Below are 20,437 nucleotides of genomic sequence, written 5' to 3'. Positions count from 1 at the left end.
GGTGAGGACTTTTCGCGGGCTCATTGCACAAGGGGAATGAAGCAACGTTTTTCATTCCAACCAGGATTCGTTCAGACCATGGCCTCCTCCTGCCGGCGCGCATTCGCGTCTTTCGCATTTTCCCGTCCACCCCAGGCGCTGCGTCCCGCGGCCGCAGCCCTGCTGCTGCTGTGCGGCGCACCCGCCAGCGTCCTGGCCCAGCCGTCCCCGCCGGCGGCGGGCAGCGCGCTGCTTGTCTGGAATATTCCCGCCGGCGACCTGAGCGACACGCTGGCGCGGATTGCCGACCAGGGGCAGCGCAGCGTGGTCGCCAGCGCCAGCTTGCTGCAGGGCAGGCGCGCGCCGGAGATACGCGGCAGTTTCAGCGTCGAAGAAGCGGCGCAGCGCGCCCTGGCCGGCAGTGGCCTGGTACTGGCGCGCACCGGCAGCAACTCCATGACCGTGGTGGCCGGCGCCGTGCCGCATTCCCAGGCAGATGATGCGGCGGGTGCGGCGCTGGCCACCGTGACCGTGGCGGCCCTGGCCGAGCGCAGCGGCGCCACCGAAGGCACGGGCGCCTACATCGCGCGCACCTCCACGGTGGGCGCAAAAACGGAATTGACGCAACGCGAAGTCGCTCAGTCGGTCTCTGTCGTCACGCGCCAGCAGATGGACGACATGGGAATGACCACGCTGCCCGACGCGCTCAAGGCCATGCCTGGCGTGACGGCCTTCCAGGGCTCCATGCTTGCCGATCGCTTCCTGGCGCGCGGCTTTGAAGTGGGCAACGAAAACCTGCGTGTCGACGGCGCATCGCCGATGTTTCGCGGTTTCTCGGTCGATCATGACCTGGCGTTCTACGACCATGTCGAAGTGCTGCGCGGGGCGGACGGTCTGTTTGGCGGCAATGGCGATCCCGGCGGAGTGATCAATCTGGTGCGCAAGAAGCCCACGCGTGAAAAGCAGGTCCAGGTACAGGCCCAACTGGGCAGCTGGAACTTCCGGCGCGCCGATCTCGACGTCAGCGGCCCGTTGAGCGAAGACGGCCGCATCCGTGGCCGCGGTGTGCTGGCACACGAAGACAAGGATTTCTTTTTCGATGTCGCGCACAGCAAGCGCAGCATGGCCTATGGCGTGATCGAGGCGGATCTGACGCCCGAGACAACGGCGTTGCTCGGCGCGTCGTATATCCGGCGTGATTCGTCGTACCAGGGCTACGGCCTGCCCCGGGCGCGCACCGGGGAAGACCTGGGCCTGGCGCGCACGCTCTATCTCAGCGGCGCCGACGACCGCGCCGACAAGAACATCACCGGCCTGTTCGCCCACCTCACGCACCGGTTCAGCCCGGACTGGACGCTGGACGTTGATGCCAACCACGAGCGCGCCGACCAGGACCGCTTCGACCACTATTTCAACGGCGCTGCCGATGCGCTCACCGGCGTGGGCACGACGGGTGGCGCCAACTTTCAGAAAGAGCACTGGAGCAATGCGTCCCTTGACGCCGCGCTCAAAGGCCGGTTCAGCGCCTGGGGCCGGCAGCACGATGTGCTGGTCGGCGGCTCATGGTCCAGATTCAGAGTCGACGCGCTGCTGCAGCGCCCCGTGCCCTATGTGGCCACGCCGGTGCCCGACATCTACCGCTTCGACCCCGCTGCCTACCTGCGCCCCGCAGCGCTCACGCCCTGGAGCCGCCAGCCTTCGCGCTCGGACAATGCCGGCATCTACGGATCGCTGCGCCTGCATCTGAGCGAGCCGCTGCACGTCATTGCGGGCGGGCGCCTGGGCCGTTACAAGTACGCGTTCGAGAACACGCTGCTCAACCCCAGCGGCACCGTGACCTCGAGCTCGATCACGCGGTATGAGGACAGCAGCGTCTTCACGCCTTATCTCGCCGCCACCTACGATCTGGATCGCACGTGGACGGCCTACGCCAGCATTGCCGAGACCTTCAAGTCGCAGGCCGACAAACGTGCCGGACCGGCGCCCGGTGCACCGCTGGACCCCGTGACTGGGCGCAACTACGAGCTGGGCCTCAAGGGCGCGCATTTCGACGGCCGCTTGCAGAGCGCGCTGGCGCTCTACCGCATTGACCGCGACGGCGCCGCGGTGCGCGACCGCAGCTTTCCCGCCAGTACGTTGGACCTGGGCAGCAGCTGCTGCTTCCTGCCCACGGGCCGCATTGTCTCCAAGGGGCTGGACGCCGAGTTGACGGGCGAGCCCGTGCGCGGCCTGCAGCTTTCGCTGAGCTACAACTACAACGACAACCGCGACAGCAATTCAACCTCGGGCGGCCGCTTCAACGGCACCTCGCCCGCACATATGGCGAAGATTTTCGCCGCCTACCAGCTGCCCGGCCATTTCGGCAAGTGGAAGATTGGCGGCGGTGCGACGGTCCAAAGCAAGACCTTCATCGACGACTACGCCTACCTGCGCAACGCCGACGGTACGGTGAGCAGCCGCACCGGGGACTACCGCATCACGCAGGCCGGCTACACGGTCTACAGCGCTTTTGCCGAATACAGAATCGACAACCAGTGGACGGCCTCGCTGAACATCAACAACCTGTTTGACAAGACCTACTACAGCAGCATCGGCTATCTGGACTACGGCAGCTTCTATGGGGCGCCGCGCAGCGTGATGCTGGCACTGCGCGGGAAGTTCTGACGCGCGGACTGCTCAGAACACTCCCAGCCCCAGCCCCGCCGCCATGGCTTCGCCCAGCGCCCGGCATTGCTGCAGATCTTCCTGGGCAATGTGCTTGGGCGCGAGAATGGCCTCGGGCGTCTGCGCATGTGTGCAGACAATCAGCGGTTCGGCCACGGGCCTGAGCCGCCAGCCGGTGGCGATGCGCGCGATCTGGCGCGCGGCGTTGGAGCCGTCGCTGCCCGCGCAGATCAGGCTCGCATAGGGCCGGCCGTTGATGCGCTCGAGCGCGCCGTAGTAGCTGCGGTCGAAGAAATCCTTGAGCTGGCCGCTGATGGCCGCGAGGTTTTCGGGCGTGGCAAAGAGATAGCCGTCGGCCGCCAGTACATCGTCGGCGCCGGCCTCGCGCGCGTGCAGCAGGCGCACGGTCACGCTGCCTTCGGCGGCCGCGCCGTCATGCGCGGCCTGCGCCATCTGGCGCGTTCCATCCGTGAGCGAGTGGTAGACGATGAGCAGGGTCTTGCGTGGCATGGCACCAGCATAGTGCCAATGCGGCCGCAGGGCCATTGAACGTATGGCGCTGCAGCGCAGCCCAAGGGGGAGTTGCCGGGACAGACCTTGCTCCACGTCAAGCAGCGATCGGGTGCGAAGGCATATGCTGGCAATTCAGCACAGCTCCCTTTCCTCTGTTCTTCAAGGAGATCCCATGGCCCAGATGATGAAAGCGGCGGTATTCGTCGAACCCGGTCGTATCGAAGTGGTGGACAAACCGATTCCCGATGTCGGGCCCAACGATGCGCTGATCAAGATCACCACGACCACGATCTGCGGCACGGACGTGCACATTCTCAAGGGCGAGTATCCGGTCGCCAAGGGTTTGACGGTAGGCCACGAACCCGTGGGCGTGATCGTCAAGCTCGGCAGCGCGGTGCGCGGCTACGAGGAAGGCCAGCGCGTGATTGCCGGCGCGATCTGCCCGGATTTCAACAGCTATGCGGCGCAGGATGGCGCGGCATCGCAGGACGGCAGCTATCTGGCCGCCAGCGGGCGCTGCGGCTGCCACGGCTACAAGCTCACCGCGGGCTGGCGCTTCGGCAATCTGATCGATGGCGCCCAGGCCGAGTACCTGCTGGTGCCGGATGCGCAGGGCAATCTGTCGCCGGTGCCGCAGGGGCTCAGCGATCGCCAGGTGCTGATGTGTCCCGACATCATGTCGACCGGCTTTGCGGGCGCGGAAAACGCCAACATCCGCATAGGCGATGTGGTGGTGGTGTTTGCGCAGGGCCCCATCGGCCTGTGCGCGACCGCGGGCGCGAAGCTGCGCGGGGCGAGCACCATCATTGCGGTCGATGGCAATGATCAGCGCCTGGGCGTGGCCCAACAGCTCGGAGCCGACATCACCTTGAATTTCAAGACCCAGGACGTGGTTGCCGAGGTGCTCAAGGCGACGGGCGGCAAAGGCGCCGACAGTGCGATCGAAGCGCTGGGCACGCAGCAGACGTTCGAGAGCGCGCTGCGCTGCATACGCCCCGGCGGCACGTTGTCGAGTCTGGGGGTGTATTCAACGGACCTGAGGATTCCGCTCGATGCCTTTGGTGCGGGCCTGGGTGACCACCGCATCAACACCGCGCTGTGCCCGGGCGGCAAGGAACGCATGCGCCGGCTGATGGCGGTGATCGCCAGCGGACGCATAGACCTGGGCCCGCTGGTGACCCATGAGTACGGGCTGGAGGACATCGCCGCGGCCTACGAGCTCTTCAGCCATCAGCGCGACGGGGTGCTGAAGATCGCGATCCGGCCCTGAGCGGCCGGATGCGCCTGTTCTCAGGCCTCAGGAAGGCATGGGCAGCGGATCGCCATTGAGCGCCCAGCTCACGCCGAAGCGGTCGGTGAGCATGCCGAATGTCTTGGCCCAGAACGAGGGCGCGAGCGGCATCGTGATCCGGCCGCCTTCGGCCAGCGCGGCAAAAGCGCGCTCGGCTTGTTCGACGGTGTCGTATTCCAGCGTCAGCATCACGCCCTTGATGCCCTCGAAAGGCATGCCGGGAGGCGTGTCGCCGGCAAACAGCAGCGCGCCGCCGGGCAGCACCAGGCTGGCATGCATGATGCCGTCGCCCGTGGGCGCGGGCTGGCCGCCGCAGCTCTCTGCGGCCGAGCCTGCCGGCGGCGTAGGCATGTCTGCGTAGCTCATCATCGCCTGGATCTGCGCGCCCAGCGCTTTTTCGTAGAAGGCGAAGGCTTCGCGCGTCGTGCCGTCGAAGCTCAGGTAGGGGGTCAGGGTGGTTGTCACACAAGTCTCCTTTGTGCCGACTTTGCAGGGCCGGTAGGGCCAGTGTATCCGCGCCGCTGCGCCGCCGTCCAATGCATTGCCGACGCCGCACGACGCCAGGCCTGCCCAGCCTCATCTGCTTGCCGAGCGGCTGGTCGCGCATGAGGTGGTGCCGCAGGCAGCACGGCGCAGCATCGGGTATTCCCTGTAAAGGCCTGCGTCCACTGTATTTACATTACGTTCGAAATGCAAAATGTAAATTCCATGAGCCCGCCCGCGATCGCGCCCCGACGCTCCCAGGCGCAGCGCAGTGCCGCCACGCGCCAGCATTTGATCGACACCGCGATCGAAGTCATCGAGCGCCGCAGCCTGGAGGACGTCTCCATTCACGAGATCGCGCGCAGCGCGGGAATGACCTCGGGCGCGGTGCAGCACCACTTCGAGTCCAAGGCGGTGCTGATGATGAACATCCTGAGCGCGCTGCTGCAGGCGCAGCTGGATGCCGGCGCGCTGTGGCCCGCGGCCAGTCTGAGCGCGCGCGAGCGCGCGGCGCGCTTTGTCGACACCGCCTGGCGGTTGATCTACGCCCAGCCGCGCTTCATCGTCGCCTGGAACATCTATCTGGGCAGCCGCAGCCAGCCCGAAATCCTGCAGCATGTCGCGCGCCTGCGTGCGGAAATCGGCGCGCAGCTCGAAGCGGGATTCTTCGACGCGTTTCCCGAACTTCTGGCCACCCCGGACCGCCAGGCATTTCTGGGTCTGGTGTTTTCCGCGTTGCGTGGGCTGGGCCTGCTGCAACTGTTTCCCGTCGCGGCGCAGCCGCTGCCGCTGGGCCAGGCCGGCGCGCAGCTTGCCAGCCTCGCCGACCTGATCGCCGCGCGTTGCGAGAACGCGCGTTGAATTTTTTCCTCCACCTCAAGCCCATGAAATTTCCTGATTCAGCGCTGTCCCGCGCCTGCCTGCTTGCCGCTACCGGTCTGCTGTGCGCCGCGGGCGCATCGGCGCAGGCCTATCCCGCCAAGCCCATCCAGTTAATCGCGCAGCAGCCCCCGGGCAGTGCGTCGGATGCGATGACGCGCATCTGGGCCGATTGCGCGGCACATGAGCTGGGCCAGCCGGTGGTGGTGATGAACAAGCCCGGCGCGAACGGCGTGCTGGCAATCAACGGCCTCAAGGGCCAGCCAGCGGACGGCTACACGCTGATGAGCATAGGCATGTCGCAGATGAGCATCACGCCTTATACCTACCGCCAGCGCCCCTACGATCCCGGCAGCGACTTCGATGGCGTGGCCGTGCTCGGCACGTCGGCGCTGGTGCTGGCCGTGCCTGCGGGGGAGGGCCTCACGCGACTCGCGGATCTGCAGAAACTCGCCAAGGCCACGGCCGGCGGACTGAACTTCGGCTCGCCGGGCAAGGGCAGCCCTGCGCACCTGCTGACCACGGCGCTGCTCGACAAGCTGGGCGCGAGCGGAACCCATGTGCCGTTTGTCGGTGAAGGCGCGGGCGTGACGGCGCTGATAGGCAAGCAGATCCAGGCAATGACGCTGGTGATAGGCACGGCCGCGGCCCAGGTCAAGGCCGGCAGGCTCAACGCCATCGCGGTGTTCGACACCCAGCGCTCGCCTTTGCTGCCCGATGTGCCCACGGTGGCCGAACTGCTGCCCGCGGCGGCCGATCTGGCGCGGCCGTCCTGGATCGCCATTGTCGCCAAGGCGGGCACGCCCGCGGCCGCGCTCGCGCGGCTGGGCGCGGCCACCGAGCAGTGCCGCGCCAATGCCCAGTACAAGTCGCGGCTAGAGGCCATGAGCGTGGTGCTCACGCCGTCGACGCCGGCCGATGTGCGCGCCTGGGCGGCGCGCGACGCCGCAGTCTGGCGCCCATTGATCGACCGGCTGGGCCTGGCGTCGGAATGAGCGCCGAAGCGAGTGCTGCAACCGGCGCCGGTCGCGCCGCGCCCGAGGTCGTGCTGCCCCATGGCGGGCGGCTGCGCGGTGCCTGGGACGGTGAACTGCGCGTGTTCAAGGGCCTGCGCTATGCGCGCCCACCCGTGGACAGCCTGCGTTTCGAGCCGCCCCAGGCCGAGCCGCCGTGGCAGGGCCTGCGCGAGGCCGCGGAGTTCGGACCGGTGGCGCCGCAGTGGCCGCGCAGCGGCGCGCGCCAGCTTGGCGACCCGGACTGCCTGCGGCTCAATGTCTGGGCGCCGCCGGTGGAGGCGGGCCAGCGCCTTCCGGTCATGGTCTGGGTGCATGGCGGCGGCTTTTTTCGCGGCAGCGCCAGCGATGCGCTCTACGACGGCGCCTCGTTCGCGCGCCAGGGCCTGGTGTTCGTGTCCATCCAGTACCGGCTGGGCGTCGACGGCTTTGCATATCTGCCCGGAGCGCCGGCGAACCGCGGCCTGCTGGACCAGATCGCGGCCTTGCGCTGGGTGCAGGATTGCATAGGCGCCTGGGGCGGCGATGCGCAGCAGGTCACGGTGTTCGGCCAATCCGCGGGCGCGGGCGCGCTTGCCTGTCTGATGGGCATGGCGCAAAGCCGCGGACTGTTCCAGCGCGCCATATTGCAAAGCCCCAGCGTGGCCTGCCAGACGCGCGCCGAAGCCGAGACCGCGTTGCAGGCGATTGCGGCGCTCGCCGGCGTGCCGCCCACGCGCGCTGCGTTCGCCGCCGCGCCGCTCGAGCCGCTGCTGCAGGCCGTGCACCGGCTCGCGGCCGATCCTGCGCTGCGGCGCGCGCATGGCATGGGCAGCCGCCAGTTCTTTCCGCTGCGCCCGGTCATCGACGGCGAATGCCTGCGCGCCGAGCCACTGGCGGCGCTGGCCCAGGCCTGGGCCGCGCAGCCGTCCGCGCTGCAGCTGCTGGTCGGTCACAACGCCGAGGAAATGCGGCTTTACCATGTGCCGGGCAACGGGCTGGCGCGCATAGGCCAGGCCGATCTGCAGGATTTCAGCGCGGCCACGGGCCTTGCGCCCGATGCCGCCGCCGGCAGCCCGGGCGAACAGCTGTGCCGGATGCAGTCGCATTATTACTATGCCGAGCCCGCGCGGCGTCTGGCGGAACTTGCGGGCCTTGCAGCGCGCTCGTCGCACCGCTATGTGTTCGGCTGGCGCTCGCCCCAGTGGGCCGGGCAGCTCGGCGCAGCGCATGGGGTGGAGCTGCCGTTCGTGTTCAACAACCTCGCCGCTGCCACGGCGCAGGAACTCGCTGGCCGGGCTGCGCCCGCGCCGCTCGCCCAGCGCATGCATGGCGCCTGGGCGCGTTTCGCGCTCACGGGCGAGCCTGGCTGGCCGCCCCATGCGGGGGCTGCGCCCTGGACCGAGTGCTTCGACGGACCCGTGGCTGGCGCTTGAGCGGGGTGTTGAGCATTGAGTGAGTGGGGGAGTGGTGCGGGGCTGTAACAAAATTTAGTGCCGTGCTTCCTCAAGTCGGTTGCAGGCTTTCCGAAAAAGTGTCGAGTCTCTTTTTTGGCCGCCTTCCAACCTCGCGCACTGCCGCCCCTCGTATGCTTCAGACCCTTCGCTCAAAGATTCTCGCCATCAGCACCGCCACCGTCGTGGGCGCGCTCGCGATCACCGGTGGCGCGACCTACACCATCACGCGTGCCAGCACCTTCCAGACGCTGGAGCAGGACCTCGACGCGATCACCGCGGGCAACACCATGGCGATCGACCAGTGGGTTGCAGCCAAGGCCCAGGCCGTCGAGGCCGCTGCCGCGGCCATCGAACATGGCGACCCGCGCGATCTGGCGGCACACATGGGCAAGGCCAGCGGCTTTCCCATCACCACGGTGGGCTGGCAGGACAAGACGTTCAAGTCGACGACCCAGACCGCGCCCGGCTACGATCCCACGGCGCGTCCCTGGTACAAGGCCGCCGTGCAGGCGGGCAAGCTCACGGTGACCAAACCGTATGGCGACTCGACCACGGGCGTGCCCTATGTGGCTTTCGTCGCGCCCATGCTCAGAAACGGCACGCTCGAAGGCGTGATCAGCGGCGCCGTGCCGCTCGAAGGCGTGCGCGCCGTGGTTGCCACCATCCATCCCACGCCCAGCAGCAGCGGTTTTGTGGTCAGCACAGACGGTCAGGTGCTGGCCCATGCGGATGCACAGTTCCTGCTCAAGCCCGCGACCGAACTGTCGGCGCGGCTCACGCCCGCAGCCCTTGGCGCACTGGCCAAGGCACAGTCGCCGCTGGCGCTGGAACTCGGCGGACGCGCGCAAATGCTCAAGGCCAGGCCGGTCGCGGGCACGGACTGGCTGCTGGTCGTGGCGCTGGATGAAGCCGAAGCCACGGCGGGGCTGGACAACCTGCTGCATACGCTGGCGCTGGCCATCGTGGTGCTGGCGCTGGTGGCCACGGCCGTCGCGGCGGCGCTCACGGCCAAGTCGTTCCGCCGGCTGTCGCAGGTGCGCGATGCCATGGACAAGATCGGTTCGGGCGGCGGCGACCTGTCGCAGCGCCTGCCCGTGGAGGGCAAGGACGAAGTGGCGCAGATCGGCGCCGCGTTCAATCGCTTCGTGCAGCAGATTGCGAGCGTGCTGCGTGATGTGCGCAACGGCGTGGATTCCATCACCACGGCCACCGACGAAATCAAGGCCGGCAACCTGGATCTGTCCACGCGCACCGAGGACTCGGCCAGCAGCCTGCAGCAAACCGCTGCCGCGCTGTCCCAGCTCACCGTCACCGTGCACCAGTCGGCCGAATCGGCGTCCCAGGCCAAGCGCCTGGCCGACGCCGCGAGCCAGTCCGCGGGGCGCGGGCGGGAAACCGTGGGCGGCGCGGTCGACACCATGGACGAGATCGCCCGGTCCTCGGTGCGCATAGGCGAAATCATAGGCGTGATCGACGCCATTGCGTTTCAGACCAACATCCTGGCGCTGAACGCGGCCGTCGAGGCGGCGCGCGCCGGCGAGCAGGGCCGGGGCTTTGCGGTGGTGGCGGCCGAAGTGCGCAGCCTCGCCCACCGCAGCGCGACGGCCGCCAAGGAGATCAAGACCTTGATCGACGCATCGGGCGCGAGCGTGCGCACCGGCACCGAGCGGGTGCGTGCGGCCGGCGCGACCATGGGCGAGATCGTCGACGGCATCGAGCGCGTGGCCCACATCATCGGCGAGATCCACGGCTCGATGGCCGAGCAGAGCACGGGCATCGTGCAGATCAACCAGGCCGTGGTCGACATGGACCGGGCGACCCAGCAGAATGCGGCGCTGGTCGAGCAGTCCACGGCGGCCTCGGCGGTGCTCAACGAACAGGCCCACAACCTCGCGCATACGGTCAACATGTTTACCTTGGCACCCGAGCGTGGTGCCGGCTCTGCCGCCTAGACGATGCCGCTGGCGCGTTGAAGTCGCCTGGCCGTGGGTCACGGGATCGGCGCTGGCACGCGTCCCAAGATGCGTGATTCGGTCACCATGCCCTCGCGCAGCGCCTGGGTCGGGCAGCAGACTCTCGCATTGCAGGCCTGGGTTCAATGGGCGCCGGCAAATTTCATCCCGATCGCGTGCGGTTTGCTGCCCTGCGCGCGTTCGCCAACTGCGCCGGCGAAGCCGCCGCAAATGACGGTCGTGCCGCGCGGCCAGCGTGGTTCAGCGCTCCCGCCGCGGGAGTATGCGGAGTCGATCGGACTCGATCGCTGCCACCCGCAGCACCAGGCACCATCGGTCGCATGTCTTTGCCGAACAAGGGCTTTGCCAGTCTCATGCGAAGCTTCGATGTCAAACATGCCATCGCCGGAAAAATACATGCAATGACTGGATGCAACTGTGGAACGCATTGTGATATTCAGTTCTGCCGAAAAATGTTGAATGACCTGTATTCGCCATGAAATTGCAGGAATCATCATTTCGGCAATTCGGAAGTGATCGTTTAAAGCTGTCCGAAAGAATCTAATGAATTAGGTGCAATAATTTCCGCCTCAACCGAATCGACTTCGAAAATGGAATGATCCTCAAATGGGGGGCTATTGCTCGTACTTCTTCCTCAAGGTCCTGGTCGGCTATCGAAAAGTCCGCTGTGATTTGGCTGTGCGGGTATTCTTTGATGCTGTCATACGCTGACTTGATGTCTTTTATGTATTCATTTTTTTCAATTATTTTATATACAATTTCCAATTTTGATATTCTTGCATAAATTATTTCTTTTTCGTGACTGTCGTTGTAGTGTTCTTCCAGAATGTATTTTTCAATGTCTGCTGTGAGTTTTTCCTTTTCTTCTTCTTCAATCTCGGAATTCATTTTGAATTTTGGAAGGAATCTTTGTTTTAAATAGATTATCAAAGATTTTTCCAGGGAGTTGGATTTTTTTAATATTTTGAATTGGTGTTTGGTCAGTCCGTGAATATTTTCAATGTCGATGCGGGGCAGGAAGTCCATTTTTGTGCTATTGGTCTTGTTGTTTTCTGGTACATGCTCTTCTTCCAGGACTCTTGCTACCATCAATGCGTAATTTTTAGTGTCCACATGCCCAAGGCGGCAAATGATTTCGATTGCATCAAGGGGTGGGTAGGATTTGAATATCTCTCTCTCATCCGCACTGAGCTTCGGCATCTTGCCCTCTTGGTCTTGGTCGGATTGCATTTTGGCTTCATTCGGGTTGAAGTATTCTTCGTGACCGACAAGCGTCAAATAGGTGTCTAAAAATAAATAATGTAGATAATCTGTTCCCTTGTGCAGGACATGACCTTCATCGGTTGCATTTTTGGCTTCGTAGTTTTTGGTTTTGGATACTTGTTGATAGAAAATATCCATGTATTTTTTCAGTCTTATGAAATGCTGCTTGGCATCGTGATAGCTCACTTCCTTTGGTAATGGCAGGTCGATATCGTAATTCTGTGCCGCGCTGCTGGTCTGATGGGCGCCGGTAGCTGGAGTAGCTGGAGTAACGGGTTGATTGTCTTGCGCTGGCTTCACAGAAAGCAAGAGCGGGTGGATCGGGGTGTTTTTAACCGGATTCGATGCTGGTGCATGCACGAAATTGGCGGAATGCAGCGTGCCTGGCTGCTGCGGATACTGCTGCATGGCCTGGTACTTCATGCGCAACGGGAACGCGCTCCCCGCTTGCAGGACATCGTTGAAAATCTCGCGCGGCGTGGTGTACATCGTGTAGGTAAAACTGTCATACACCGATCTGTTGGTTTTCGAATGGCAGCCGGATGGGGCGAAGTACGAGGCATTCTGATTTGGCGATCCGATTTGCACAAATGGGCTGTCGCTGATGTTTTCATAATGTTGTGCAGAAACGGCATGCTTGCTTTGCGACTCACTACGTCTGTCGTCAGAATGCCGCTGATGCATTGGTGCTGCCCATTTTTCTTGTGGCTGGCGTGCCGCAGAGCCCGAGGGGTGACTGAGCCAGTTGCTGGCAGTCTGTGCCTGCGCATGAAGTGGCTGCAGCAGCGTTTTCTGCTCCGCGCCATGTGGCTGAGAAGGGCCCGGCGGGATGGTTGAAGGCGTTGGTTTGGTCGTTGGGCAAGCTTGCCATGCCGACCCTTTGTGCAAGGTGTGGACCTTGGTGGCGTTGTTGGAGCAGGCGGTGGCGTTGGATGACGGCGGTGGCATAGGTATTCCTGAAATGCAAATCGATAAAGATAAACTATCAATATTATTGTGTCTGTAGGAATTTTCTAATATTTGCGACCTTGCCGAACCTGTCGACGGCTCGCGGTCTTGCACTCTGGTGGGCGGATGAGCGGGTGGCATCCGGGCAAATGCGGGTGAGGATGCCGATGGGGGAGGGGCGCCAGCAGCGCGTTGGGCCAGCGTCACCGGGCTGGACGCAAAATGCCGAGCAAAGCGCCGAGCCCCGGAACTGGGCTGGGCGTAGACCGTGCGCCAGGTGTCTGGCGCACTCAGGCCTGCGGGAAATGGATGGATGCCAGGGTCATGTCGACAGGCCCTGCAAGATCGGACAGAGCATTTCTTGCGCTGTCTGTCTGGATGATGAAAAAAGCCCCGCATCGGCGGGGCTGGATGGCAGGACGCTTCCCCACCCGGAGGTCCAGGCTTGCAAGCGAGGGCATGCGCGCCAACGCATGCCTCGAACACGCTTAGAAGTTGTGGCGCAGGCCGATTTCGTAGCCCGTGAGCTTCTTGCCCACGTTGGGCGTGGGACTCAGCGAGGAGCCGAGCTTGCGTGCCGCCTTGCCGTCGTTCTTGATATGGGCGATGGTGGCGTAGAGTTCCGTGCGCTTGGACAAGGCATAGCCATAGCCCAGTGCCAGGCGCTGCGAGTCGGCATCGTCTTGCTTCTTGTCTTCGTACATCGAGTAGGCCGCGCGCAACTCGCCCTGTCCCAGGGCCATCTTCAGGCCGAAGCTGTACAGGTCGATGCGCTTGTCGGCGCCGCGGTCCGACGCCACCAGCACCATGGGCGTGAAGCTGCCCAGCTTGTACGAAGCGCCCAGGTTGAACGTCTTGTAGTCGACATCTGTGGTCGCGGTGCCGCCGCGCACCAGTCCATAGGCACCGGCCACGTTCAATGGCCCTGCAGCGTAACCCAGGCGCAGGCCGGTGTGGCTCGACAGGCTGTTGTTGCCGGCCTGCTCGCCAAAGCTGTGCGTCACCTGACCATACACGCCGCCGAGCTTGGGCAGCAGGTAGCTGACGCTGTTGGAGACGCGCTTGGGGTTGGAGCCTTCGGGCGTGCCGGCCGCCGAGCCGCTGATCAGGCTGTGGCCGTTGATGGCGCCCATGCCGGCATCGGCAAACGCATGGAAGGTTTCGAGGTTCTGGTAGGCCGGCGTCTTGTCGCGGCCCACGCGCAGTTCACCGAAATTGCCCATCAGGCTGAGGGTGGAGCGGCGATCGAACTTGAAGCCGGACGCAGCGCCGTCATCGACGGTCACACCGCCTTCGAGCCAGAACCCGGCCTTGAGGCCCGCGCCCAGATCCTCTACACCACGAAAGCCCAGGCGGCTGCTCGAATTGCCGCCGTTGGCCAGGCCCGTGACGCTCTTGCCGGACGTGGAGAGATGGGCGACCGAGACATCGGCCACGCCGAAGAGCGCCACGCTGGAGCTTTGGGCCATGGCACCTGTGGCAACGGTGAGGGCGGCAAGGGCCAGGAGTTGTCGTTTCATGCTGTTCAATGGGTAGTTGGAGATAAGAACGCCCATGCACCAAGGTGATAGCCACCGAAGTCGCGTGGGGCTAGATCCATTGGACATTTCACAAATGAAACAATAGTTACAATCCCTTGATTGTCATTAAAACAACACTTTGGATCGATCTCGCATTCGCCGGGGCGGCAGTCCGTGACCCGCAGTGCGGGGCGCGCCGAGGTTGCGGAAAGCGGCGCCTGGCATCACTGCAGCGGTTCCGACGCTGCGCTGGGTTTGGCGCGGCTGGCGGTGCTCAGCAGGTCTTCCATGGTGTTGTAGTAACCGTTGGCGTCGGCGGGGCTGCACCAGAATGCCTTGCTGCCGATCACGAAAAGACGTTTTTTGGCGCGCGTGACGGCGACGTTGATCAGATTGGGTTTGCGGCCGGCAAAACCGGAGATGACGCCGGGACGGCTGGGGTCGCCACCGAGCAGGAAAATCACGAAGTCCGCTTCCTTGCCCTGGAATGTGTGGACCGTGCCGCACATCTCCTTGGCCGTCTCATCGTCGAACCGGCGGCCCAGCATCTCGCGCATGCGCTCGCTCACGAGCTTGAAGGGCGTGATGACGTAGATCCGCAATTTGCCCTTTTCATCGCGTATTTCATCGTTGGTGAGCTTTTTTATGCCCCGCAGCACGCGATCGGCCTGGTTCTCTATCCAATGCCCTTCGGCGTCCTCGTTTGAGGCATCGAGCCAGGCGCTCAACGGCGCGTCAAGCGCGGCGCCTTCGATGGTTCCATAGACCATCTTGTTTTGATAGGCGATGGCGTTGGCGATCTGGAACATGGGGTTGGTGCAGCGTCTATGCACGACCAGCGGTGAGCCTAGCCACAGCGCCGTCCCATCTTCCTCTGAGCCCATCAAGGTGCCATAGCGGTTGGAGCGGTCGGCCATGGTCTGCACCGAAGCCTCGGGCGGAATGTACTGGGCTGGCGTGGCGCAATAGTTCTGCAGCGGCGTCACCAGTTCCTGGGGAATGCTGACCACGGGTTCGAGCTGTATGGGGTCGCCGACGATCACGGCCCGCTTGGAGCGCCAGATTGCGCCTATCGCCTGTTGAGGCGCTGCCTGACCGGCTTCATCGATGAGCAGCCAGGCCAGGTCGTTGGTCCTGACGCCTTTGAACAGCCGCGGGAACGAGGCAAACGCCGTCGATACCAGCGGAACGACAAGAAAGAACGCATCCCATAGCGGCATGACCCCGCCCGTGACACGGCCGCTGGTGAGCTTGCCTTGCAGCAGGTCGACGAACACCGACAGCGTGGGCTTGAGCTTGCTCCAGGCATGTACGACAAATGCCTTGTGCAGCTCCATGGACGCGACAAACAGCGCGCGGCGCGCGCTGAAAAGCGCGCCATCATCCTGATAGGGCGAAGCCCGGTGGAAGTCGTCGCGCGACAGCTCCGACAGATTCCAGGCGTCGCGGCTGCGATCCGGCAAGCCGGCCAGAACCAGCTTCTGTGCCATGGCCTCGATGTCGCTGCTCAACTGTGCTGCGCGGGTCTGCAGGTCGATCCGTTGCGCTGCGTGTTTTCGCAGCAAGCCATCCAGGCGCAGCAAATCCTGTTGCGCCTCACTGACAGCCCGCTGGGCGCCGGCATGCGCCTTCTCTACCACTGCCAGGTTGTAATGGTCGGCAAACCCCGCATCCACCATGCGTACGCGTGTCGCGGTCGCAGCATCCTTGCATGTCTGTTCCTGGCGCTGCAGGGGACGCAGTTGCTGCTCCCACCGCTCGAGCGCGTGCTTCGATTTCTGCGCGGTCTGGAACGCGGCTTGCGCATGCTCGATGAGAGCCGTCAACTGGCGATCACGCCGCTCCCACGCGTCCACCTTGGGCTGTGAAAACCAGCGCGTGAGTAACCCTGGTTTGGCGCCATGGTGGTTGGAGAGATTGCGCTGGCTGGCCTGTTCCGCGCTCTGCGCCTGCACCATCTCCATGGTCAACTGCTCCACATCTCCGCTGGGGCGGCTTGCATGGTGGCTGCGCACCAGGAAGGCCGCATTTTCGCGTTGCGCATCGGCTGCCGCGCGGGCTTTTGCATGCTCCAGATGCGAAGCCGCGGCGGCCAGCGCCGCAGCCGCGGCGGCGCAGGTCTTTCTCGCCGTATCGGCATGGGTCTCGAGCTGCCGCAGCTGCAGGTCCAGTGCGCGTTCCTGTGTCTGCAGTTGGGCCAGTTGCTCTTCGCGCTTGGGCAGCAGCACCTGCGCGTCGACCAGGTCCGCCGCTTTTGCGACTTGATTTTCCGCCTCCGCCCGGGCGGCTCGATAGCGGGCCCGGGCCTCTTCCCAGGAGGGGACGCTGTCTCTATGGCTGGCTATCCATTCAGGCAGACACACCTGGGCCAGGGGGTTGGGCGCGCCATCGGGCAGTTTCTTGCACTCCTTGTTGGGATACCAGAAGCTGCTCGCGAAAGCGTTGCGATTGGTGGAGTTTCCCAAAGCAGCAGATATCAGACCCCAAGTCTGCGCAGCTTCCGGGCGGCTCTCTTTCCTGCCCAGGCCCATGGAGTCCGAGACTTGGGAAAAGTACTCCAGTTGAATGCTCTCATCGAGGGAGCTAAGGCCGGGAAGCTCGCGGCTGATGTTCTCGACGGCGCCGTTGTTGGCGCTGGTCACAACGATGCCATGTCCGCAGAGGGAAGCATCGGGCTTCCAGGCCGCGTCCTTGTGGTTCTCGACACTCAGCGCTTCGCGGAATGCGTGCTCGGGGCGGTGGAACGCCATCAAGGCATCGGCGCGCTGCTGAACCACGGCGGCCACGATGTCCTTGAGCATGGTGGTCTTGCCGGTTCCCGGTGGTCCGTTGACGGAGAACAGGCCCGAGCTCGCAAGATCCTGCTGTATGGTGTTCACCGCGAATTGCTGAGCCGTCACCAGCGGGTGGCTCCCAGGCCATGCGGCCAGCGGCAGCTTGCCGGGGTGTACGCCCGCGAGCAGCGGGGCCTTGTCGTTGGCGTCCAGGTCCACGCGTTCGGGCGCTTCCGTGCTCGCCAGGAACTGGTCCAGCGCGGCGCCGGTGTTGCCCTGGAGAAAAGCCCGCTGTACCGTTTCGATGTCCTCGGCGTAGAAGCTGTTGAGCGGGTCATCCAGCTCCTTCTTGTTCTTCCTGCTCGCGCTTTGTGTCTTGATCACCCAAGGTGCCTGGCTGGCTGGCGTCCACCCGAGTTTCTCGAAGAGCAGGGCGGTCATCTCGCGCACATCGTCGGCCGTGACGGTCCTGTAGGCCTTGCGGATTTTCTCGGCTTCGGCTTCGTTCTTCTCGATCGTCAGCAAGGCCGAGACGGTGGTGAGTTCCTTGCTGTTGGGCGTCTGCTGCGGCAGAAGCGTGTTTTTCACCAGCAAGGTTTTCAGCGCAGCCACCGTCTGAGCTTCGGCGCCATCGGGCCCGAAGAAGCCGCTGAAATCAAAATGCGTTCCCTGGCGGCTTGCCAGCACGAGGTTGCCCAGCGCCCAGGGCGTCGAACTGACGAAGGGCGAACCCGCCACATAGCCCATTTCATCGATGGGAAGAACCAGTGATGCGGCGTCCGTGGGGCCGGCCTTCTCGTCGTCAGAAATGGCGGGCGAGCCCAGAATCTCGCGCGTCGCGTTGGTGTACACATGGCCCGGAAGAACGCCGGCAAAAAGATGGAAGCGGCGGGTGGAGTGTTCGCCCACGAAGAAGAGCTTGTCGAGGTCGTCCTGCTTTTTCGGGTCGACCCACGGCATATCCTCGTCGGACAGGCTGTCCACGGGAATCTCCCAGTTGCACACGCCCTTCGCGCATTTCACTTCGGGAGGCTTTTGCGGGCTCAGATACTCAAAGGCTTGCCAGAGCTGCAGAGCGGCGGAGATATTGCTCTTGGACTTGTCGGGTTTCATGGCCGGCAATCATAGGCTTCCCTGGCCCGTGGTGACTGCGCGGCCTGCCCCGCCGTGTAGTGACTTACCAGCGGTCGGCTGCTTTGTCATGGACGCGTCACGTGTGCCCATCTACCATGGGTTCTTCTACAACGGAGGAGACACGCAATGACGATGAAACTGACGGTGCTGGCCCTGGCCACGACCACGCTGCTTGCTGCCTGTGGCGGATCGGACGGCACCGACTACAACACGCTGGACGGCCAGCCCCCTCTGGTCGTGGGCCATCGTGGAGCCGCCGGTTACCGGCCCGATCACACTCTGGAAGGCTACAAGCTGGCAATCGAGATGGGGGCCGACTTCATCGAGCCGGATCTGGTGGCCACCAAGGACGGCGAGCTGATCGCCCGCCACGAGCCCAACATCACCGGCACGACGGACGTCGCCAGCCGGCCCGAATTTGCGAGCCGCAAGACCACGCGCATGGTGGACGGCGTTGCCGAGACCGGCTGGTTCGCCACCGATTTCACGCTGGCCGAAATCAAGACGCTGCGCGCCATCCAGCCGCTGGCCGAGCGTGATGCGTCGTACAACGGGAAATTCAGCATTCCCACGCTCAAGGAGGTGCTGGACCTGGCCAAGAGCGAAAGCACGCGCGTGGGCCGCACGATTGGCGTCTACCCCGAAACCAAGCATCCCACCTACCACGTGAACGCCGGCCTGAAGCTCGAAGACCGCCTGCTGGCCGTTCTTGCCGGCTACGGCTATACGCAGAAAAGTTCGCCCGTCATCATCCAGTCGTTCGAAGTCTCCAACCTGAAGTACCTGCGCACCAAGACCCAGGTGCGTTTGTCGCAGCTGATCGACGGCGACGATGTGGCGCTGGGCGGGCAGGTCACGCTGGCCGCGCCCTTTGACAAGCCGTATGACTTTGCCGTTGCGGGTGACAAGCGCAATTTCATCACCATGCTGACCCCTGCGGGCCTGGCCGAAATCAAGACCTACGCCGATGGCATCGGCCCCTGGAAGCCTTATCTGATCTCATCCAAAGCAGTGGATGCCAACGGCGACGGCAAGGCCGATGACGTGAACAAGGACGGCGTGGTCGACGAGCGCGACCGCACCATGCTGCCGGCCACCTCGGTGCTGAAGGACGCGCATGCCGCAGGCCTGGTGGTGCACCCCTTCACCTTCCGCAATGAAGCCAAACGCCTGGCATCGGACTTCAAGGGCGATCCTGCGGCGGAATACAAGCTGTTCTTCGAGCTGGGAGTGGACGCGGTGTTCAGCGATTTCCCTGACACCGCAGTCAAGGCGCGTGCTGCAATGGACAACTGAGTACCAAGTCGGCTGGGCTGGCGCCCAGTCCGATTCCCTGCGTGCGGCGCAGATGAATGCGTGCCGCTTGCCAAGGCCAGGCAAAAGAAAAGCCCCTGACTCTTGCGAATCAGGGGCTTCTATTTGGTGCCGGAGAGATGAATCGAACACCCGACCTTCTCATTACGAATGAGCTGCTCTACCGACTGAGCTACACCGGCTGAAGAATTAAATTATATACCAGAATGATAGCTTGTCACGCGATCAACTTCATTTTTTGAGCCGAGGATGACGCTGACACGTTCATGCAGCTGCGTGGGCTGCAGTTCGAGGATGCGCTGCTTGCCGTTGGTCGAGGCGCCGCCGGCCTGTTCGACCAGCCAGCTCATGGGGTTGGCTTCGTACATCAGGCGCAGCTTGCCGGCCTTGTTGGGTTCGCGCTGGTCCCAGGGGTACATGAAGATGCCGCCGCGCATCAGGATGCGGTGCACGTCGGCGACCATGGAGGCGATCCAGCGCATGTTGAAGTTCTTGCCGCGCGGGCCTTCCTCGCCGGCCAGGCATTCGTCGACGTAGCGTTTCACGGGAGCGTCCCAGTGGCGCATGTTCGACATGTTGATGGCAAATTCCTGGGTGTCGGCGGGAATGCGGATGTTTTCGCGCACCAGCACGAACGAGCCTTGCTCGCGGTCCAGCGTGAACATCGCCACGCCGTCGCCGACGGTGAGCACCAGTGTGGTCTGCGGGCCGTAGATGCAGTAGCCGGCAGCAACCTGCTCGAGGCCGGGCTGCAGGAAGTCGGCGTCATGCACGCCGGGGTGGCCTTCGGGCTTCTTGAGCACGCTGAAGATGGTGCCGATTGAGACGTTGACGTCGATGTTGGACGAGCCGTCGAGCGGATCGAACATCAGCAGGTATTCGCCCTGGGGATAGCGGTTGGGCACCACGTAGATGCCTTCCATTTCCTCGGAAGCCATGCCTGCGAGGTGGCCGCCCCATTCGTTGGCTTCGATCAGCACTTCGTTGGCGATGATGTCGAGCTTCTTTTGCACTTCGCCCTGCACGTTCTCGGAGCCGGCCGAGCCCATGACGTCGCCGAGTTCGCCCTTGTTGACGGCAAAGCTGATGCGCTTGCAGGCGCGCGCGACGACTTCAAGCAGCAGGCGCAGTTGGGGGGGAATGCGGCCGTCGACGCGTTGCTGTTCGACGAGGTAGCGGGTCAGGCTGGGACGTTTGCTCATGGCGGAAATCCAGTAATTACAAAAAAGGTGTGCCGCAGACGCCGGGTAGGC

14 protein-coding genes and 1 tRNA gene are annotated in these 20,437 nt (G+C 63.9%); 7 read left to right on the top strand and 8 right to left on the bottom strand.

What is annotated here, in order from left to right:
- The first annotated feature begins 78 nt into the window (after positions 1-78).
- Positions 79-2,643: a TonB-dependent siderophore receptor gene (locus ACSVDO_RS12395; protein WP_489592421.1), complete on the top strand. Its 2,565-nt coding sequence runs from the start codon at positions 79-81 to the stop codon at positions 2,641-2,643.
- A 12-nt stretch (positions 2,644-2,655) separates the two neighbouring features.
- Here the strand turns inward: ACSVDO_RS12395 and ACSVDO_RS12390 are convergent, their stop codons facing one another.
- A complete protein-coding gene (locus ACSVDO_RS12390; protein WP_332549759.1) occupies positions 2,656-3,153 on the bottom strand; it encodes a flavodoxin family protein in 498 nt (165 codons plus the stop codon).
- A 175-nt stretch (positions 3,154-3,328) separates the two neighbouring features.
- Here ACSVDO_RS12390 and ACSVDO_RS12385 point away from each other — a divergent pair, with 175 nt between their 5' ends.
- Positions 3,329-4,426: an NAD(P)-dependent alcohol dehydrogenase gene (locus ACSVDO_RS12385; protein WP_332537439.1), complete on the top strand. Its 1,098-nt coding sequence runs from the start codon at positions 3,329-3,331 to the stop codon at positions 4,424-4,426.
- A gap of 27 nt (positions 4,427-4,453) precedes the next feature.
- On the opposite strand, the gene ACSVDO_RS12380 is transcribed toward ACSVDO_RS12385, so the two are convergent.
- Positions 4,454-4,912, bottom strand: a complete 459-nt coding sequence (locus ACSVDO_RS12380; protein ID WP_332537440.1) for a VOC family protein — start codon at positions 4,910-4,912, stop codon at positions 4,454-4,456.
- A gap of 243 nt (positions 4,913-5,155) precedes the next feature.
- Between ACSVDO_RS12380 and ACSVDO_RS12375 the strand changes: the two genes are divergently transcribed.
- The 4 genes from ACSVDO_RS12375 (at position 5,156) to ACSVDO_RS12360 (ending at position 10,210) form a co-directional block, all read left to right on the top strand.
- Positions 5,156-5,791, top strand: a complete 636-nt coding sequence (locus ACSVDO_RS12375; RefSeq protein ID WP_489592418.1) for a TetR/AcrR family transcriptional regulator — start codon at positions 5,156-5,158, stop codon at positions 5,789-5,791.
- Positions 5,792-5,814: 23 nt separating this feature from the next.
- On the top strand, positions 5,815-6,804 hold the full coding sequence (locus ACSVDO_RS12370; RefSeq protein ID WP_489592416.1) for a Bug family tripartite tricarboxylate transporter substrate binding protein: 990 nt from the start codon (positions 5,815-5,817) through the stop codon (positions 6,802-6,804).
- A complete protein-coding gene (locus ACSVDO_RS12365; RefSeq protein WP_489592415.1) occupies positions 6,801-8,237 on the top strand; it encodes a carboxylesterase/lipase family protein in 1,437 nt (478 codons plus the stop codon). Before ACSVDO_RS12370 ends, ACSVDO_RS12365 begins: the two co-directional genes overlap by 4 nt.
- A gap of 152 nt (positions 8,238-8,389) precedes the next feature.
- On the top strand, positions 8,390-10,210 hold the full coding sequence (locus tag ACSVDO_RS12360) for a methyl-accepting chemotaxis protein (RefSeq protein ID WP_489592413.1): 1,821 nt from the start codon (positions 8,390-8,392) through the stop codon (positions 10,208-10,210).
- Positions 10,211-10,353: 143 nt separating this feature from the next.
- Here ACSVDO_RS12360 and ACSVDO_RS12355 read toward each other — a convergent pair whose 3' ends face one another.
- The 4 genes from ACSVDO_RS12355 to ACSVDO_RS12340 form a co-directional block, all read right to left on the bottom strand.
- Entirely contained in the window at positions 10,354-10,728 is a 375-nt protein-coding gene (locus ACSVDO_RS12355) for a hypothetical protein (RefSeq protein ID WP_489592411.1), read from the bottom strand.
- 43 nt (positions 10,729-10,771) lie between these two features.
- Complete coding sequence (locus ACSVDO_RS12350) at positions 10,772-12,442, bottom strand: hypothetical protein (RefSeq protein WP_489592409.1); 1,671 nt, start codon at positions 12,440-12,442, stop codon at positions 10,772-10,774.
- A gap of 488 nt (positions 12,443-12,930) precedes the next feature.
- The gene (locus tag ACSVDO_RS12345; RefSeq protein WP_489592407.1) at positions 12,931-13,962 is read right to left on the bottom strand and encodes a porin; all 1,032 of its coding nucleotides are present in this window, start codon (positions 13,960-13,962) and stop codon (positions 12,931-12,933) included.
- 224 nt (positions 13,963-14,186) lie between these two features.
- Positions 14,187-17,849 (bottom strand): DEAD/DEAH box helicase, encoded by a 3,663-nt coding sequence (locus tag ACSVDO_RS12340; protein WP_489592405.1) that lies wholly within the window; start codon positions 17,847-17,849, stop codon positions 14,187-14,189.
- 147 nt (positions 17,850-17,996) lie between these two features.
- On the opposite strand from ACSVDO_RS12340, the gene ACSVDO_RS12335 reads away from it, so the two are divergent.
- A complete protein-coding gene (locus tag ACSVDO_RS12335; RefSeq protein WP_332681310.1) occupies positions 17,997-19,166 on the top strand; it encodes a glycerophosphodiester phosphodiesterase in 1,170 nt (389 codons plus the stop codon).
- A 124-nt stretch (positions 19,167-19,290) separates the two neighbouring features.
- Here the strand turns inward: ACSVDO_RS12335 and ACSVDO_RS12330 are convergent.
- Positions 19,291-19,366, bottom strand: a tRNA-Thr gene (locus tag ACSVDO_RS12330).
- Positions 19,367-19,378: 12 nt separating this feature from the next.
- Positions 19,379-20,386, bottom strand: a complete 1,008-nt coding sequence (locus ACSVDO_RS12325) for a class 1 fructose-bisphosphatase (RefSeq protein ID WP_213301972.1) — start codon at positions 20,384-20,386, stop codon at positions 19,379-19,381.
- Positions 20,387-20,437: the final 51 nt, after the last annotated feature.

The organism is Comamonas sp. DB36, assembly GCF_057914905.1.
This window is presented reverse-complemented; position numbering and strand designations above follow the sequence as displayed.

What these genes read in the sequence shown, in the direction of transcription:
- ACSVDO_RS12375 (WP_489592418.1), top strand. Translation starts at nt 5,156, where the DNA reads ATGAGCCCGCCCGCGATCGCGCCCCGACGCTCCCAGGCGCAGCGCAGT.
- ACSVDO_RS12340 (WP_489592405.1), bottom strand. Translation starts at nt 17,849, where the DNA reads ATGAAACCCGACAAGTCCAAGAGCAATATCTCCGCCGCTCTGCAGCTC.
- ACSVDO_RS12350 (WP_489592409.1), bottom strand. Translation starts at nt 12,442, where the DNA reads ATGCCACCGCCGTCATCCAACGCCACCGCCTGCTCCAACAACGCCACC.
- ACSVDO_RS12395 (WP_489592421.1), top strand. Translation starts at nt 79, where the DNA reads ATGGCCTCCTCCTGCCGGCGCGCATTCGCGTCTTTCGCATTTTCCCGT.
- ACSVDO_RS12385 (WP_332537439.1), top strand. Translation starts at nt 3,329, where the DNA reads ATGGCCCAGATGATGAAAGCGGCGGTATTCGTCGAACCCGGTCGTATC.
- ACSVDO_RS12370 (WP_489592416.1), top strand. Translation starts at nt 5,815, where the DNA reads ATGAAATTTCCTGATTCAGCGCTGTCCCGCGCCTGCCTGCTTGCCGCT.
- ACSVDO_RS12335 (WP_332681310.1), top strand. Translation starts at nt 17,997, where the DNA reads ATGACGATGAAACTGACGGTGCTGGCCCTGGCCACGACCACGCTGCTT.
- ACSVDO_RS12360 (WP_489592413.1), top strand. Translation starts at nt 8,390, where the DNA reads ATGCTTCAGACCCTTCGCTCAAAGATTCTCGCCATCAGCACCGCCACC.
- ACSVDO_RS12390 (WP_332549759.1), bottom strand. Translation starts at nt 3,153, where the DNA reads ATGCCACGCAAGACCCTGCTCATCGTCTACCACTCGCTCACGGATGGA.
- ACSVDO_RS12325 (WP_213301972.1), bottom strand. Translation starts at nt 20,386, where the DNA reads ATGAGCAAACGTCCCAGCCTGACCCGCTACCTCGTCGAACAGCAACGC.
- ACSVDO_RS12365 (WP_489592415.1), top strand. Translation starts at nt 6,801, where the DNA reads ATGAGCGCCGAAGCGAGTGCTGCAACCGGCGCCGGTCGCGCCGCGCCC.
- ACSVDO_RS12355 (WP_489592411.1), bottom strand. Translation starts at nt 10,728, where the DNA reads ATGATGATTCCTGCAATTTCATGGCGAATACAGGTCATTCAACATTTT.
- ACSVDO_RS12345 (WP_489592407.1), bottom strand. Translation starts at nt 13,962, where the DNA reads ATGAAACGACAACTCCTGGCCCTTGCCGCCCTCACCGTTGCCACAGGT.